Origin of the sequence: Flavobacterium weaverense, from assembly GCF_003688495.1 — a bacterium.
Taxonomy (GTDB): domain Bacteria; phylum Bacteroidota; class Bacteroidia; order Flavobacteriales; family Flavobacteriaceae; genus Flavobacterium; species Flavobacterium weaverense.
This window is the reverse complement of record NZ_REFH01000010.1, coordinates 111,937-128,973: the sequence shown is the minus strand read 5'-3', so window position 1 is coordinate 128,973 and position 17,037 is coordinate 111,937. Positions and strand designations below refer to the sequence as shown.

The 17,037-nt window shown below is 32.9% G+C and carries 14 protein-coding genes; 1 reads left to right on the top strand and 13 read right to left on the bottom strand.

Annotation, left to right across the window (positions count from 1 at the left end; all coding sequences use genetic code 11):
- Positions 1-8: 8 nt before the first annotated feature.
- Positions 9-3,041, bottom strand: coding sequence for a SusC/RagA family TonB-linked outer membrane protein (locus BC961_RS10440; protein ID WP_121925807.1), 3,033 nt, complete (start codon positions 3,039-3,041; stop codon positions 9-11).
- A 1,374-nt stretch (positions 3,042-4,415) separates the two neighbouring features.
- On the opposite strand from BC961_RS10440, the gene BC961_RS10435 reads away from it, so the two are divergent.
- Positions 4,416-4,745, top strand: coding sequence for a helix-turn-helix domain-containing protein (locus BC961_RS10435; protein ID WP_121925806.1), 330 nt, complete (start codon positions 4,416-4,418; stop codon positions 4,743-4,745).
- Positions 4,746-5,798: 1,053 nt separating this feature from the next.
- Here the strand turns inward: BC961_RS10435 and rfbC are convergent.
- The 12 genes from rfbC to wecB form a co-directional block, all read right to left on the bottom strand.
- Positions 5,799-6,347: a dTDP-4-dehydrorhamnose 3,5-epimerase gene (rfbC, locus tag BC961_RS10430; RefSeq protein WP_121925805.1), complete on the bottom strand. Its 549-nt coding sequence runs from the start codon at positions 6,345-6,347 to the stop codon at positions 5,799-5,801.
- 63 nt (positions 6,348-6,410) lie between these two features.
- Positions 6,411-6,905: a hypothetical protein gene (locus tag BC961_RS14650; RefSeq protein WP_170151309.1), complete on the bottom strand. Its 495-nt coding sequence runs from the start codon at positions 6,903-6,905 to the stop codon at positions 6,411-6,413.
- 533 nt (positions 6,906-7,438) lie between these two features.
- A complete protein-coding gene (locus BC961_RS10420; RefSeq protein WP_245980889.1) occupies positions 7,439-7,951 on the bottom strand; it encodes a lipid II flippase family protein in 513 nt (170 codons plus the stop codon).
- 310 nt (positions 7,952-8,261) lie between these two features.
- Positions 8,262-9,401: a DegT/DnrJ/EryC1/StrS family aminotransferase gene (locus BC961_RS10415; RefSeq protein ID WP_121925802.1), complete on the bottom strand. Its 1,140-nt coding sequence runs from the start codon at positions 9,399-9,401 to the stop codon at positions 8,262-8,264.
- On the bottom strand, positions 9,388-10,020 hold the full coding sequence (locus tag BC961_RS10410; protein ID WP_121925801.1) for an acetyltransferase: 633 nt from the start codon (positions 10,018-10,020) through the stop codon (positions 9,388-9,390). The genes BC961_RS10415 and BC961_RS10410 overlap by 14 nt, the downstream gene beginning before the upstream one ends.
- Positions 10,010-10,612 (bottom strand): sugar transferase, encoded by a 603-nt coding sequence (locus BC961_RS10405; protein WP_121925800.1) that lies wholly within the window; start codon positions 10,610-10,612, stop codon positions 10,010-10,012. The genes BC961_RS10410 and BC961_RS10405 overlap by 11 nt, the downstream gene beginning before the upstream one ends.
- A complete protein-coding gene (locus tag BC961_RS10400) occupies positions 10,605-11,771 on the bottom strand; it encodes a glycosyltransferase family 4 protein (protein WP_121925799.1) in 1,167 nt (388 codons plus the stop codon). The genes BC961_RS10405 and BC961_RS10400 overlap by 8 nt, the downstream gene beginning before the upstream one ends.
- 23 nt (positions 11,772-11,794) lie before the next feature.
- Positions 11,795-12,883: a glycosyltransferase gene (locus BC961_RS10395; protein ID WP_121925798.1), complete on the bottom strand. Its 1,089-nt coding sequence runs from the start codon at positions 12,881-12,883 to the stop codon at positions 11,795-11,797.
- On the bottom strand, positions 12,880-13,794 hold the full coding sequence (locus BC961_RS10390; RefSeq protein ID WP_121925797.1) for a glycosyltransferase family 2 protein: 915 nt from the start codon (positions 13,792-13,794) through the stop codon (positions 12,880-12,882). The genes BC961_RS10395 and BC961_RS10390 overlap by 4 nt, the downstream gene beginning before the upstream one ends.
- Entirely contained in the window at positions 13,791-14,840 is a 1,050-nt protein-coding gene (locus tag BC961_RS10385; protein WP_121925796.1) for an EpsG family protein, read from the bottom strand. The genes BC961_RS10390 and BC961_RS10385 overlap by 4 nt, the downstream gene beginning before the upstream one ends.
- A 7-nt stretch (positions 14,841-14,847) precedes the next feature.
- Complete coding sequence (locus BC961_RS10380; protein ID WP_170151308.1) at positions 14,848-15,963, bottom strand: glycosyltransferase; 1,116 nt, start codon at positions 15,961-15,963, stop codon at positions 14,848-14,850.
- On the bottom strand, positions 15,923-17,032 hold the full coding sequence (wecB, locus tag BC961_RS10375; RefSeq protein ID WP_121925794.1) for a non-hydrolyzing UDP-N-acetylglucosamine 2-epimerase: 1,110 nt from the start codon (positions 17,030-17,032) through the stop codon (positions 15,923-15,925). Before wecB ends, BC961_RS10380 begins: the two co-directional genes overlap by 41 nt.
- Positions 17,033-17,037: the final 5 nt, after the last annotated feature.

The window sequence follows — 17,037 nt, the reverse complement described above, 5'->3', positions numbered from 1 at the left end:
TTTAAAAGTTAGAAGTTAAATTGGAGACCCGCAGTGATGACACGCAAAGGAGGTGTAAAACCAATACTGGTTGATTCAGGATCGGAGCCTTTAAAGGAGGTAATGGTCAGCAGATTCTGAGATTCAAGCCTAGCCTTACAATTCATACTAGGAAACCATTTATTTGGAAAGTCAAAACTTAGTGCAATGTTTTTTAGTCTTACATACGAAGCGTCCAAAATTACGCCATCACTTGCAACATAATTATAAAGTGCCTGTACAGCAGCTTGGTTAGCCCCAGAGGTGTAAATTTGAGTAGTACTTGCATCGCCAGGTTGCTGCCAATGGTCTAACACTGCTATTTGTTGGTTAAACTTTGTTCCTGGAACGGCAATCATAGCAGCGGTATTAAAATTTTTCTGCTTCACGAACTGGAAGAGGAAATCAAGATTCCAGCGTTTATATTTAAATTGGTTATGAACACCTCCAAAGTAAGATGGATTCAAATCCTTGATTGTCTGTTTGTCTTCTAATGCTGTAATTTTACCGTCTCCATTAACATCTTCAAAAGAGTACATTCCAGTTTGCGGATCAATACCATTATATTGATACACTTTTTGTATATTTAAAGGTTGACCAATGACATATTTATTGCTGTATGTAGACTCTTCAAGATGCGGAAAACTTATCAATTTATTTTTTGCTGTAGAAAAATTTAGGCTGCTTATCCAGCTAAAATCTTTTGTTTGCAAATTTACCGTTCGTATAGTTAATTCTAAACCGCGATTCTCCACTGTAGCATCAAGGTTAGATTGCAGGGATGCAAACCCGGTAGTACCGGGAAGAGGAATACCTACAAGCTGATCTGAAGAACGATTGCGATACAGCGCAGCTGTAAAAAATAATCGATCATCAAAAAAACCAGTCTCAATAGCTATTTCTAGTTTTTTATTAGTTTCCCAACCAAAGTTTGCATTATACAATCTTGTGGGCTGCAATCCTATAACACCTTGGTAATAAGCATTAGCCGGACTGTAAGAGTTTAGAAATTGATAATTACCAATCTGATCGCTCCCTGTAGTACCATAACTTGTCCTAAGTTTTCCTGAACTTAGTATATTGTTGTCTTTAAAAAAATCTTCTATGGAGAAAATCCAAGCAAAGCCTACAGCACCAAACCATGCAAAGTTGTTCCCAGGACCAAAACGACTAGATCCGTCGCGACGTCCTGTTAAGTTCATAATGTACTTTTCTTTCCAGTTAAGGTTGATTCGACCAAATAAAGAGTGGTATTTATAAACGGATTCATTGTGCGCCATTACTTGTGTCGTACTGGCAGCTGCGGGGTTGTAAATCAAACTATTACTAGTGAATCCGCTACCTTGAAAAGCCTGTAGTTTATTATTTTGCTGTTGAAATGTACTTCCAATTAAGATGTCCGTTTTAATATCACGTAAAGATGCCTTCCAGTTCAATTGTGGTTCAATGATCCAAGATTGCCTTGCAGTAGTGTTGTAGAATATATAGGACATATCACTCCCGAAGCTGAATGCAGGATTATAGATCGTAGAAGGAAACGTACTACTTTCCCCGTGGTTCAGGTCTGTATAGCCAAGATTTACCTTGACTTCTGTATTTTTAATCAATGAATAACTTAGTAGTGTATTAGCAACAAGATCATAGGTTTTACTTTTAAATAATCCGTTTAAATTGCGTAGAGGATTATTGAATGAATTATTTTCCCAATTCAAATTACCCGCTTCATCGTATAATGCTGGCGCATTTGGGGCAAGTAGTGAAGCCTCTGTAGTCAGATCAGTAGAAGGTTGATTGTTACCTTGCAACGTATAACCTCCCGTAAAATTGATACGGAACTTTTTATCTTCTGATTCGTGATTAACATTAAGGCGTACATTTGCTTTCTTGTAGGCAAAATTACCTGGAAATACCGTGGTTTCTTTTGAATAATTAGTACTTATTAAAAATTGCGTTAAGTCAGAACCGCCGGATACTGATGCATTTATGTTAGTTATTTGTGCTGTACCACCAATCAGTTCTTTCTGCCAGTCCGTATATCGATTTTTATCCCAAGTCCCATTGATATCGTAGGCGTCGTCTGGGTATGTTGTGATACCGTCATTGGCAAATGCCTCGGCACGCATTGCCAGATATTGTTCCGTATTAAGCATCTTCATATATCGCACTACTTTTCCAGTGCCTTGAGATAAAGCTCCACTAAATTTCGTTTTACCCTTTTTTCCTTTCTTGGTTGAAACAAGCACTACCCCATTCGATCCGCGTGAACCGTAAATGGCGGTAGCATCGGCATCTTTCAATACGTCGATACTTTCAATATCTGCGGGGTTAATATTATTAAGGGGGCTGGTAGGGCCGGGCATATTGGTTGATGTTATTCCATACCCAATTGATTCCGAAGAATAGGGTACACCATCAATAATATATAGTGGGGCATTCCCATCCTTACGTAAACTGTTCAAACCACGAATCTGTATACTGAAGTTGCTACCGCCGGTTCCAGTCTGTTGCGTAATATTAACTCCAGCCATCCTGCCTTGCATAGCAGCAAGTACATTCGTTACCGGCTGCGTCTCAATATCCTTTGATGTGATTTTCGCAATACTCCCAGTTCGTTCTTTTTCTTTGACGGAATAGTATCCGGCATTGATTTTTACTTCTTGAAGAGCTGTGGCGTCTTCCTTGAGTTCTACATTTACTATTTTTTGTGAGCTAATGCTTACCTCTACTGTTTTGAATCCCATGAAGGAGAAGACCAGAATATCAGTTGGAGAAGCTTCAATTACATACTCCCCTTTGTAATCTGATATTACGGTGAGGGATTTTCCTTTGACAGCAATAGTTACTCCTGGTACGGGCCCAATACCATCTGTGATCGTACCACTAATTTTTGATGGTTGTTGTTGCTGAACTGTTGCATAGGCCAATGTATTATTGGCGTTGCTTGAAGAGGAGAACAAGGATACTCCCAAAATGAAGGAATACGCCATTGCCCTTATCCCCTTGCCTAATGAATAATTTTTCATAATTTTGGTTTAAAGTTTAATGAGACGTCAGTTTTGTTTGCTGTGGTCCTCTATTCGTCCGCCAAGAAGAGTTAGAGGGCCTTTTTTTTATAAGTCTTAAAATCCTCAAGTCAAATGTCTTAAAGTCTCTAAGTATGTTTTTTATTCTGTCATAGGCGATTTGTGTTATGTGGTTAGATGATTAATTGGTTAGGTGGTTATTTGGTTAACTGGTTAAGGGTACCGGTTTAGTATCATGTAATGTGCTGTTAAGGCGATCTGGTTTTTTTTCTAGTTGCGGTTATCGGTTATCTGTTGTCGGTTATCTATTATCTGTTTTCCGCTATGGGTTAGCGAGTATGTGATTAGCCACAAAGGTTTTTATATTTAGTCATAGGCGTTTTGTGTTATGTGGTTAGGAGTTTAATTGGTTAATTGATTAACTGTTTAGAAGTATCGGTTAGGTATCATGTTATGTGCTGTTAAGGCGATCTGGTTTTATTTTCTGTTGTGTATTGTCTTTTTTCCGTTGTCTGTTTTCCGTTTTCGATTATCTGATTTCGGTTATGTGTTTACGGTTATGTGTTTTTGGCTGTCTATTTTATGTTATTAGTTTTATGTTGTCGGTTGTCTGCGAGCGATTGCTATTAAATAAGCTGCACCATTTAATACTAAATTCAAATTAAATTAAAGAGGTGTTCAGTTCAAGGAACCATTGCGGTGCAGCTGTTTTTAGTAGTTGTAGTTTTTTATTTCGCCATAAGCTGGATTATTAGTTTATACTATTTTCAATTATTTCTTAGTTGTTACGCGCGATTTATTTAAATGCCATCCTCCACCCTATTTGGCGCGGAGTTCTAAGGTTTTTGTAATGTCAACCTTGAACGAAGTTAATTGTCCTAAACTTCTTGCCACAGATTGCGCAGATTATAAATGATTTTTATGTGCTTACTGCATAGGCAGATGGATTTAGCATTTTAAAAACAGGAAAGTACACCGCCATTGCCAGTTGCAGCCCGACTCAGGCAGCGTATTTCTTACTAATTCAATAAATTGATTGTTATGCGAAACTTTAAATAAGAAGAAGAAGATTTGCTAAGAATAGTAGCGAGTGACTTTTGCGCATAAAAAATGGCATGGAACTCAGCTTATTGCCTTTGGGGTACTGGTATACCTTGCAACAATAAGTGAGCCCACGCCATGGGGCGTGAGCATCTTACTTATCATCTCGTTGCAAAATTACCAGTTTTCAAAGGCGAGATTCAAAGCGAATGCTTCAAATATTTTAAATGAAGAAACGCAAATATATGTATTCAATTACAAACATAGTAAAAAAATATCAAACTGTCACTATCGTGACAGTAAATATCGTTAATAATATATTCTTTTGTCTCAATGGCTACAAAAACAAATAATAAATCTTCAGATACTAATAAAGAGGCAGTTGTATTCTTGCTTGATCAATTCATCTGTGATTATATTAGGAATGAATGGTTGAATGTTAATAGACCTATTTTACCCCAGGCTCAAGAACTAGGAGTGCATCGACATATTATAAAAAAAATTATAGAGGATCAACCTTATAGAGTACCGATATCAACATTAGCGATTATTTGTTTTTACAAAAAAATTGATTTATCAGATTTTTTTAAATTAATTGAAGAAAAATATGGTTCCAGAATAAATGATGATTTCGTATTAAAAACAAAAAAAGATGCTCAGTAGCATCTTTTTTTTTGTTTTATCTAGAGCAGAAAAGTTGTTAATTCGGAAGTAATTGTTGTCAAAAGCGGAGCATTTCTCTTCTAAGTATTTAGTCATTCTATCTTTAAGAGATGGAATGGTATGAGATAATAGGGGGGATTGCAATTTAGTTTTGCGGTGTTTAGCTAACAGGGAGATAAGTGGGGATAAAAAAAGGCTCATATTAATATGAGACTTATATTTTTTTAAAAGACCTTTCAGAGAAGAAGTCCTGCCTTGCGGCTTTTTCAGAAACCTTGTAAAGAACAGTAGTAGTAAAAAAAAATGTATTTCACATAGCGCCTAAGACTCGTTGACTGCTGTAAAACAAACAATTAAACCTGTGCTGAATCTGCCACGGCGGACAAGCTGGAAGTTTACCTTGTGAAAAGGGTTACAATTTTCGGTTTTCCCCTCCCGAAGCGTCGGGACTAAAGGGAGCCGAAAATTTAGGCCGTTATTGTTATATCTTTAAGAGATGGGATGGGATGGGAAGATATAAGGAGGGGCATTGGACGTCGGTTATAGGGTTTTAAGGCTTGTGGAAGGTACCACCCCACCCGCATCCGCGGGCACCCCTCCAAAGGAGGGGAATTGGGAGAACGGTGGAAGGGAATTGAGGGAAAGATGGAGGGGAATTGAGAGAAAGATTGATTGTATGAGATATTTGGAGAGATGGTTCTGGGATTTGAGAGGGGGGTTACGAGAGGTACCACCCCACCCGCATCCGCGGGCACCCCTCCAAGGGAGGGAATTGGGAGAATGGTGGAGGGGAATTGGGAGAACGGTGGAAGGGAATTGAGAGAAAGGTGGAGGGAATTTGAAGGATAGTCATTACACTGGCCTCATTGTCCTGAATATAGGTTTTGATTAAGACTAACTGTCTTAAAGTAAAAAACCCTGATTACGTAATACGTATCAGGGTTTGTGAAATGTGTTTAAAATTTTAAGGAAAGGCTATTTGTTTTAGTACTGTAAAAGAAAAAGCTGTGCTTAATAAATGTAATTAATACCTCTAAATAGCCGTAAGTTCCTTTAAAATTCCAAATCAATTTGGTCAAAATTAGGTAAAACTAAATCCTTCTCAGAAACAATTACATCCTCAAGATTTATTTGCCAATCAATAGCTAACATAGGATCATCATAGCGAATTCCTCTTTCACTATCTTTATGATACAGTTGATCTACTTTATACATAACCGACGCAGTATCACTCAATACTGAAAAACCATGAGCAAAACCATGTGGTACCATCAATTGTTTTTTATTTTCCGCACTCAATCTTACGCTGAAATGTTGCCCGTATGTTGGTGAATTTTTACGTAAATCTACGGCCACATCAAGGATTTCTCCTTGTAATACTCGTACTAATTTTGCTTGTGCAAAAGGATTAATTTGCAAATGCAAACCACGAATCACTCCTTTTGTAGAAAATGATTGATTATCTTGAATGAAATTGTACATAATTCCATTTTCGTTAAATTTAGTTTTATTATATCCTTCAAAAAAATAACCGCGCTCGTCATTGAATACGGTTGGATTGATTACAACTAAATCTTTTATTGAAGTTGTTTCTACTGTCATTTAAAATTTTATTTTTAAGGGATTCAAATCCCAGTTATTAAAAGGATTGTAAATTATATAACTTTATTTCATAAAAAGCTCCATGTAAAGTTTTGTTTTATGTGTATTGAAAAGGGTGTAAATAAATATGGGAAGTAATAAAACACTGAAACTGTTCAAAATACGCATTAATTTAGTGTATTTAATTTCTTCAAATGGAAAAAATAGCAAGGCAAAAAGCAAATACGGTGAAAATCGATGCGCAACGACAGGACTTATTAAAAAAGCAATAAAGTAAATTAACAGCGTAGTAACCAAAATAGGATGCAACATTTTATTTCTATACAACAAAAAACCTACTGCAGTTAAAACTATTATAAATACAAAAAACAACAGATGCATCAATGTATTTATAGGGAACCCATTTGAATAAATACTAATTTTAGACAAAATACTATCAAATTCTCGCACTGAAGTCAAAAAAGGTTTTAATACTAAAAAAGAAAGAAAAACTATGATAGGAGCTACAAATAACGCTCTAAAATAGTATCGCCAATGATGGAAATAAGTAACCAACATAAAACACGAACTTATGTGCATAAATAGCGCTGTAAAAACCCAATTAAATTTCCGTTCCCTAAACGAATAATAAAAATACATCGCAAACAAGATATAAGCAGGACCATTCCTAAGAAGGACAAAACCAAACATAAAATAATACAAAACGAAAAGAAGTATTTTTTTCCATGTTTCTACATCTTTTATATAAAGTAACCATATATAAAAAATAGAGTTTATTAAAAAATTAAACCAATACAAAGCAAGAAAAACATTCGCTTTTGTATCGATAAACGTACTAAAAAAAAAATACAATGAATAAAGATAGGGCTCATTTAGTGCAAATGAAAGAAAACTTGTAGGTTTATGAAAAATATCAAAATTATAATAGTAATAATAGTCGTTATTTAAATTAACATTTATTAGCACTCTTAATAGAGAAGAAAATACAATAAAACAACCTGTAAAAACTATTTTCCGTTTTATTGTGACACCGGTTAAGCAAGCAAAATAAAAAGATAAAAAAGTGCATATTAAAGCAAAAAAAACTAGTGTCATCTAATAAAAACAAGAATTAGTACTAAAGTAATGTGCACTAAAATACGACTCGAAGTTAAAATTTGAATTTCTTTATATCCGCCTCCATCATCTATTGCTCCCATTATTTTTGGATCAATAAAAAGTATTAGCATAATAGAACCAAACATATTAATCACTTGCGTCATCGAGCTTAAAATTAATGCCTTTTGAGGATAAGAAAAACTTACGTAGTATAGAAAGGTTATACTGATTGAAAATAAAAAACCAGCAATATAATTAGTAATAAATAATTTCCACTTTCCAGATAAAACTTCTTCATTACTGGAATAACCTTTCATATTTTCATAAACTATAGGTTTGGATTTTCCAAAAAGGAGATTCAAAAGCTGAATAATTTTTAATGAAAAAGATGAAGTAAATTTAAAAGAATACAGCGGTAATAAGAACAAAATAACTAGAAAATGAGCTAATATAGTAATCATCCAAACTTCATTTTTATTCTTTATCGACTCGGTTGTATAAGCCATAATTGGAATGAAGATCAAAATAAAGCCACGCGAACAATATTGAAAAATATTTATCAAAGATAATAGATGTCTTGTATTTTTATTGTCTTGTATATAATATTTGAAGTGATATACTGAAACATCAATAAATATTGAAAATGCATACGCTATCGAAGCAATTATAAACATAGATACAAATAATAAATGATGTAAACTCCAAAAGAAAATTTAAACATATTTAGAGTTTACATCCTTTGATCTTAAAATACAGCTTCAAATTTCTTGACAAAATAAATCTGTAAAAAAACATTTTGTTATAATCAATAGAAAATTATTTAAAAACATTAATTACAACTTCTTTTATTCTTTCTCTTTCACCATCCGTCAAATTGGATCCTGATGGAAGACACAAACCTTTTTTGAATAAATTTTCAGCTACATTGCTTCCATAGAAAGGATATTTTTCGAAAATAGGTTGTAAATGCATTGGTTTCCATAACGGTCTAGATTCAATATTAGCCTCTTCAAAAGCGAGTCTCAATGCTTCCCGATCGATTCCTTTAACAACATTAGATTCAATAACAATTGCTGTTAACCAATAATTGGCAAAATAATGATCATTAGGCACCGTAAAAACACTAACTACATCAATATCCTGAAAAAGTTTCACATAAAATTCATTCATATCCCTACGCAATTGTACATGCGCATCTAAAACCTCCATTTGGCCACGACCAATTCCAGCACAGATGTTACTCATTCGGTAATTGTATCCAATTTCTGAATGTTGGTAATGTGGTGCGTCGTCTCTCGATTGAGTGGCATAAAAAACAGCTTTGTCTTTCAAGACTTCTGATTTTGTTACTATTGCTCCACCTCCTGAAGTAGTGATAATTTTATTTCCATTAAACGACAGAACACCAATATCGCCAAATGTGCCACACTTTTGACCTTTATAAGAACTTCCTAAAGCCTCGGCGCTATCTTCAAGAACTGGAATATCATATTTGTCAGAGATTGCTTTTATAGCTTCAATTTGATACGGAACACCATATAAATGCACTGCTATAATAGCTTTTGGTTTCATACCTTTAGCGATACGATCTACAATTGCTTCTTCCAATGCTTTAGGGCAAATATTCCAGGTCTCGTCCTCACTATCAACAAAAATAGGAGTTGCTCCCAAATATTTAATTGGATTAGCTGAAGCCGAAAAAGTCATACTTTGGCAAATAACCTCATCACCAAATTGTACACCTAATAAAATAAGTCCTAAATGTATCGCAGCTGTACCAGAGCTTAGCGCACCGACATGAGATTCATTACCTAAGTAATTTTCAAGATCCAGCTCAAGTCCATTGACATTAGGGCCCAGTGGAGCTACCCAATTCGTATCAAAAGCTTCCTTTACAAATTTTTGCTCGTTACCTCCCATGTGTGGAGAAGAAAGCCATATTTTAGAATTTTTCATTTGATTTATTAACTTTAATTTTTATTACTTTACCTGGATTACCTACAACAACAGCAAAGTCAGGAACATCTCTAATTATAACAGCTCCCGCGCCAATCGATGTCCATTTACCAATTTTAACACCTTGAATTACGCAAGCACCAATACCAATATGACTTCCTCTCCCTACAATTACACCGCCTGCCAAGGAGGCATTAGGCGAAACATGCACATAATCATTAACAAAGCAGTCATGCTCAATTATTGCTCCTGTATTAATAATACAATGTTTTCCTATAGAACTCCCTGCGTTTAAAATTGCTCCAGCCATTACTACTGTACCTTCTCCAATTTCTGAAAAGGAAGATACAATTGCTTTAGCATGTATCCCAATATGAAAACGACTATTAATAGTTTTAGAAATTTTCTTCCTAATACTATTATTTCCTATCGTAATTAGAATTTTTTTACTGTTCAAATCTTTACAATCGGCACTAGGAATAACCGGAATGCCTAATAAACTTGCTGCTTTTGGATTGTCATCCAAAATAGCTTCAATTTTTTCGTTATTAGACTTTAGAATATCTACAACTACTTTACAATGTCCACTTGCTCCGTATAAATATATTTTACTGTCCATTAAAAGGTTCTATTGTTGCTGCGTCAGCAGCATTAATACCTTCACTTTTCACTACTTTTTGAATAGTCATGAATAAAATTTTTATATCTAACAGTAACGAAATATGATCTACATACCATACGTCTAATTCAAATTTAGTATCCCAACTAACCGCATTTCTACCATTGACTTGTGCCCAACCAGTGATGCCTGGTTTTACTTCATGTCTTCTGTTTTGAAAATCAGAATATAGGGCTAAATATTGAGGCAAAAGTGGTCTAGGACCTATTAAACTCATTTCTCCTTTAATTACATTCAGCAATTGAGGTATTTCATCTAAGGATGTCTTACGTACAAAAGAACCTATTTTTGTCAATCTCTCTGCATCTGAAAGAAGGTTGCCCTTTGTGTCTTTCTTGTCGTTCATGGTTTTGAACTTTATAATTTTAAATATCTTACCATTTTTACCAGGACGAGCTTGAAAGAAAAAAGGTTTACCATCATTAGCAAAAAACAATCCAATTGTAATAATAATAAACAGCGGAATTAAGATCAGAAATCCAATTAACGATCCAATAAAATCAATTATTCTTTTAAAAAAGTATTTATACATTTTTCTCTAATCTTTTATATTCAGCTAAAATAGCGTCCCAAACAATTTGTTGTTCATATCGGGATACAATCATTAGGCGAGAATTTTGTTGCATTCTATTTCTAATAAAGTCATTATCTATCATTTTTTTCATAGCATTATAAATTGCGTCCCCATCTTTTACCGGAATAATCACGCCGTTTTCACCCTCAATGATTATTTCGTTACATCCATTAATATTGCTAACGATACTTGGTAATCCCATAGCACCAGCTTGCAGCACAACATTTGGGAATCCTTCTCTATAGCTGGGAAATACTAAAGCCGTAGATATCGCAAAATAAGTTCTTACATCAGGTTGAAAACCAACTGAGATTATATTTCTATTGCTTTTTATTATTCCTAAAGTTGATGAGCTTAAAGGATCTAAGTCGGATTCAAAAGGGCCTACTAATAGTAATTTTATCTTTTTAACTTCATTAGAAAATCTTTCAAAAGCTGCTATCAATTCATTAACGCCTTTGTCTCCAACTAAGCGACCTACAAAAATAAAAACAAAATCATTTTCTAAAATACCTAGTTCTTTACGTAGCTCTATTTTATCTTCTGAGCTATACAATGCAGGATTAAAATAATCTTTATCTATTCCATTGACATTTCCATTTACCAGCACTTTTAGTGGTTTTGAAGTAATTTTATAATTAATTAAATCTTCTTTCACTCCATTACCTTCTGGATAGATATTTGTTGCAAACAGACATAATAACTTGTCCATGAGTATTAATATTCTTTTTAAAATTCCTGTCTTTGATGGAAATATTAAACCAGTAAAAGTATGAATACGTATAGGAACACCAGCAAAATAAGCTGCTATCATACTCAATAAACCTGCTTTTGGAGTTATTGAGTGTACAATCAGCGGCTTTTCCTTTTGAAATAATCTAAATAACTTCCATAAAGATAAAAGGTCACGCAATGGTTTTATTGCTCGCTGCATTTGAACATCTACTATACGAACCTTTTCACGGACTGCAACTTTTTCTAAATGCTCATTTTGACCTGAAACTGCAATTACTTCATATACATTATTCAAGAAAGATAACTGACCTCTTAACAAATAATCAAGTGATAGCGAAATTGTAGAAGTTCGTATGACCTTTCTTTTATTAATGTCTACCATAAATATTTAGAAATTTACCTAAATTACATTAGATCGTTGTACAATTCAATTTGCCTATTAACCATAACATTTATATCATATTGCTTAGCATGTTGAAAACCAGATTCTGAAACTTTATTATAAAATTTCTCATCATTTAGCAACTCATTAATTGCTTTTGCAAGATCTCGCTCATTTCCCTTTTCAAATAATAAACCGTATCCCTCAACAAGTTGAAAAACCCCAGGTACATTTGATGCGACAACTGGTTTGTTTGCTGCCATTGCTTCAATAACAGACAAAGGCATTCCTTCCCAATGTGAACTTAACACTGCAACATCCGCCATTTTTAGCAAGGCCGGTACATCAGTGCGTATACCCAAAAAACATATTCGACTTTGCAAACCAAGAGCATTTGCAAATTTTTCACATTCATCCTTAAAGATTCCATCACCGACAAATAAAGCTTTGACATTTGACGGTAAATATTTCAACGATTTAATAACTGTTTTTTGATCCTTTTCAATTCTGAAACCTGCGACTTGTATTATTAAAACATCACCCTTCTCTATTATAGTGTTTAAGTCAGATCTATTAAACATTGAAGTATCATAAATTAACTGGAGATCTACACCATTCTCTATTATTACAAATTTATCGCATTCCAATTTTGTATGCACTCTAAGTACATCTCTTACCTCTTGAGTAATACAAACAACTTTATCATAAGACGAATAAATTAAGCGATCAATAAATTTTAAAAAAAATGATTTTATTCTTCTATTAGACGTACTGTGTTCTGTGAAAACCAACTTTACATTTGAAAAACTAATAATCTTCGCCATTGCTACCCAATATTGAGCTGGAAATAAGTGAACATGTATTATGTCATATTGTCTTAAGTAAGGAATAATCCTAAATATATTAGTGGGGCTATAAATATTTTTTGAATTAAGGGTTAAAACTTTGCAGCTTTTTTTTTCTATTATTTTATTTAGGTAAGGATATTCTGTTCCATCAATAACTAACAAATCGACTTCAACTCCCTTTTGATTAAATAATGGAATTGTGTCTAATAACAATTTTTCAGCACCACCAGTATTCAAAGAATTTATGACATGAAGTACTTTCATCTTAGCAAAAATATTTTAAAGATTAAATATTTACTACTTCCTCTAACTTTAAATTTATTTTTACGAACCAATTGAATCCTTTTACTAAATGATGTTTTATTTTCTACTATTTCAAAATAATCATTTAATATATTAATATTCTCTGTATTTATATTGCTTTTATAAAATGACGCAAAATCTTTTAGATAATTTAACATCTTTTCATTATATAAAATAGAATCCCCCTCAAATAGACACTTTAATCTACCAAATAAAGTTAAATTTTGCTTTGTGGTAGCATCACTATGTCTTCGATATAACATTAAAGGTGTATTTATAAAACACACATTACCAAGTAACAATCCGATTAAAGAAATATGATAATCGTGTACACAAGAATTAGCTAAAAATGGAAGTGCCATTTGTTTTAACTTCTGATTAAATATCATTGCGGCTCCCTGATAACCAGCGTTACCAAACAAAAAGCTCTTCAAGGTAACATCTAGATCCTGCGAATAATTATTTCCATATTCTTTATCTAATGTCTCACTAGACAAAATTGAATTAGAAAAGACTAATACAGGTTTATCTATTAACTCAACTTTTTTAATATATGAAAGAGAGACATCAATTTTATTTTTAAACCAAACATCATCCTGATCAGCAAACATTATATAAGGTGCTGTACAATAAGTAAGTGCTTGCTCGAAATTACGTGATACACGAAGATTTCCTAAATTGTCATCAATAAAGTGTATGCGGCTATCCTTTTTAGCATAAGATTTAATTATTTCAATTGTACTATCGGAACTACCATCATCCCTAATAAATAAACGAAAGTCAGTAAATGATTGAGAAAGAATACTCTCTAATTGCGCCAATAAATATTTTTCTCCGTTATATGTTGCCATTGCAATATCAACTACACTCATAAATCAAAATTAAAGTTAAAAGGTCTTAAAAAATCACTAAGAATATACGTAAAAAACATCATACATACGCATAACAAAATCAATATTAAAGTGCCAAACCAACGTGGATTAAACAATACGACAAACATAGGTAACAGTAAACACTCATTTACCCAAAACAACTCCGCAGTTCTAAACGCACCGCTTTTAAAACCAGAGAAAAAAATAAAAAAGAAAAATCCTATACTATATAATTTTAGATAAATATAGAAACCGTCAAATCTACTAGCTAAGAATTCCCGGTAAATTACCAACCAAAAAAGAATTAATAATCTAATTAATATTAGAAATCCAAATACATTTGCATTAGCAACTACATCTTTACCAACTTCATCGTATAAAATAACCAACTGTTGTAACTGAGGGAAAGGAATCATCAACAATAACGAAAGTACATCAAGCTTTACAAAGTAGGCTAAATATGCTATTGGGATTAGACCAATAAATATTTTTAGATGTTTACTATCATCTTTTACTAAGAAATAAAGAGGAAAGAAAATAACGAATGAAAAGTGGAAAAGTGAGGCAAGAGTTAAAAAAAAAAACACCACTTTTTTTTTCCTTTGGATCCAATATTTTAAAGCAAAAAAGAAAAGTCCAATTCCTACTCCCGCTCTAATCGCATTAAATCCATAAACGGAAAAATAAAACGAATAATAAATTAACAACGACAAATAAAAAAAACGGGCTATTCCTTTCAGACCAAAAAAAAGCAATGGAATTATTAAGGCAGCAAATATTACGAAAACTAATTTTGTAGAACCTAATAAATTATAAGATAAATACGAAATAAATGTAAAAGCAGGTTCCCTAATGCCCCAATTTTCCGTAATAGCCATTAAATACGTAACATAGTCGTTATCTACTCCCTCTGCCCTGAATGCAGTTATAAAGAAAAGAATAAAACCAAGAATCCAAAAAAACCAAACACTACTCTTTGTAAGCTTGTACTTATAAAAAGCGCCAAAAAATAAAATCAGAAAAAACAATAAAAAGTAAACCCACATGTGTTTTTTATTTTAAAACAAAATCAATTAACTTGAACGGTTTGTTTTCGCTATATAGTTTAGAATATATTTGATGATTCTTTAAACTTTTTGAAGGTTTTAACTTTTCGTTGTCTAATTGATCTAAAGTTATATAGTTAAAGCCTAACTCTTGAAAATCACCAATTTTATTATTCAAAGTAATACAAGTTATTCCGTAAGCAAGATATTCAATAATCTTTGTAGGACAAGCTACATTATTAACATCTATATCATCACGCAATACAAATCCATAATGTGCTTTTCTGTAATATTCATTTAAATCACTTGGATTAACAGAGTCAATAAATATATTATCTTTATTACCTAATCCGTTTTGAACAAAATTATCTATCATTTCTTTTCTCTGACCTGTGAGAATATAAAAATAAATATTTTTAGTATTTACCATTTTCTTAATACTTTTAATCATCAAAGATATATTTTGGTATCCTTGCATATTTCCAGCATAAAGAATATTTAATTTACCATCATTTATTTCAAATCCGTCTTCAACATTTATTGTATTAGGCAGAATAGGATACACTAAAATTTCTGATTCTAAATTATTATACTTTTTAAGTAAATGCCTCTTCATGGCATTAGTTACCACTATTACCTTGGTCACTTTACTAATCAATAATCTCTCAAGTATTGAATAGACAAAAAATTTTAAATCCCCTCCTTTTGCAAACTTTATTTCCTCAGGAATTATGCCATGAACATCCCACACAATTTCCTTCTTTTTTAAAAAAGGTAAAAAAAGGAATCCTGCTAAACTCAATCCATAAAGAGAGTGACAATAAATAACATCTGCACTTTTCAATTTTCTTAATAGCAATAAAAACGAAATCCAAATAGATAATTTAATTTCTACAGTATTTTCATCAACTTGTTTGCATTTCGTTTTTAGAGCCTTAATCCTCGGAATTATATATGTTTTATCATATTCGTCATTTCCGAACATTTTATCAATAGCATAAACTCTTTGCATCATTCCCTCTTTAATATTCTCTGGAGTTGGAAAAGGCGCCATAAAAACTACTTTCTTCATATTCACTACTCTACTTAAGTATATTGATAATTCTAGAACAAGCCTTTCCATCACCATAAGGATTATGTGCCTGACTCATTTTTTCATATAATTTAGAATCAAACAACAATAACTTAGCTTCTTCAACAATTTTGGAACTATTTGTCCCAACCAAAGTAACCGTTCCTGCCTCAACTGCTTCAGGTCTTTCAGTTGTATCTCGCATAACCAAGACAGGTTTTCCTAAACTTGGAGCTTCTTCTTGCACACCTCCGCTATCTGTGACGATTATTGTAGATTGTTTCATTAACCATACAAACGCTGGATAGTTTAGCGGTGGTATTAATTTAACATTTTCAATCTCACCTAAGATCTCATTAACAGGCTTTTGAACATTCGGATTTAGATGAACTGGATATATTACTTGAACATTTTTTTCTAAAGCTAATTCTTTTAATGCTAAACAAATGTTGACAAACCCGTCTCCAAAATTTTCCCTTCGGTGCCCAGTAACTAAAATTATTTTTTTGGAAATGTCAACTATAGACTTAAGCGACTCTATTTGCGAATCTTGAATATCTTCAACTTTATCTTTAGCGTACAAAAGTGCATCAATCACACTATTTCCAGTAACAAAAATAGCATCAGAACAAACTCCTTCCTTCAATAAATTTTGCTTTGCTTGTTCCGTTGGTGCAAAATGGATATCTGTTAAACGTCCCGTAAGCTGACGATTCATTTCCTCAGGAAATGGTGCCCATTTACTAAAAGTTCTTAAACCCGCCTCAACATGGCAAACTTTACAACCAGCATAAAATGCAGCTAATGCAGCAGCAGTGGATGTACTAGTGTCTCCATGAACAAAAACGTAGTCAGGTTTAAAACTTTCTAGTATTGGTTTCATTGAAACAATAACATCGGCAGTTAAAGTGTATAAATTTTGACCAGGTTTCATAAGATTTAAATCAAAATCTGGTACAATATCAAAAAATTCTAGCACTTGATCTAACATTTCTCTATGTTGCGCAGTTACACAAACTTTTGTTTCAAATATATCAGAATGCTTTAAAAATTCTTTTACCAAAGGTGCCATTTTGATAGCCTCAGGACGTGTTCCAAAAACCAATAATATTTTTTTCATGTATT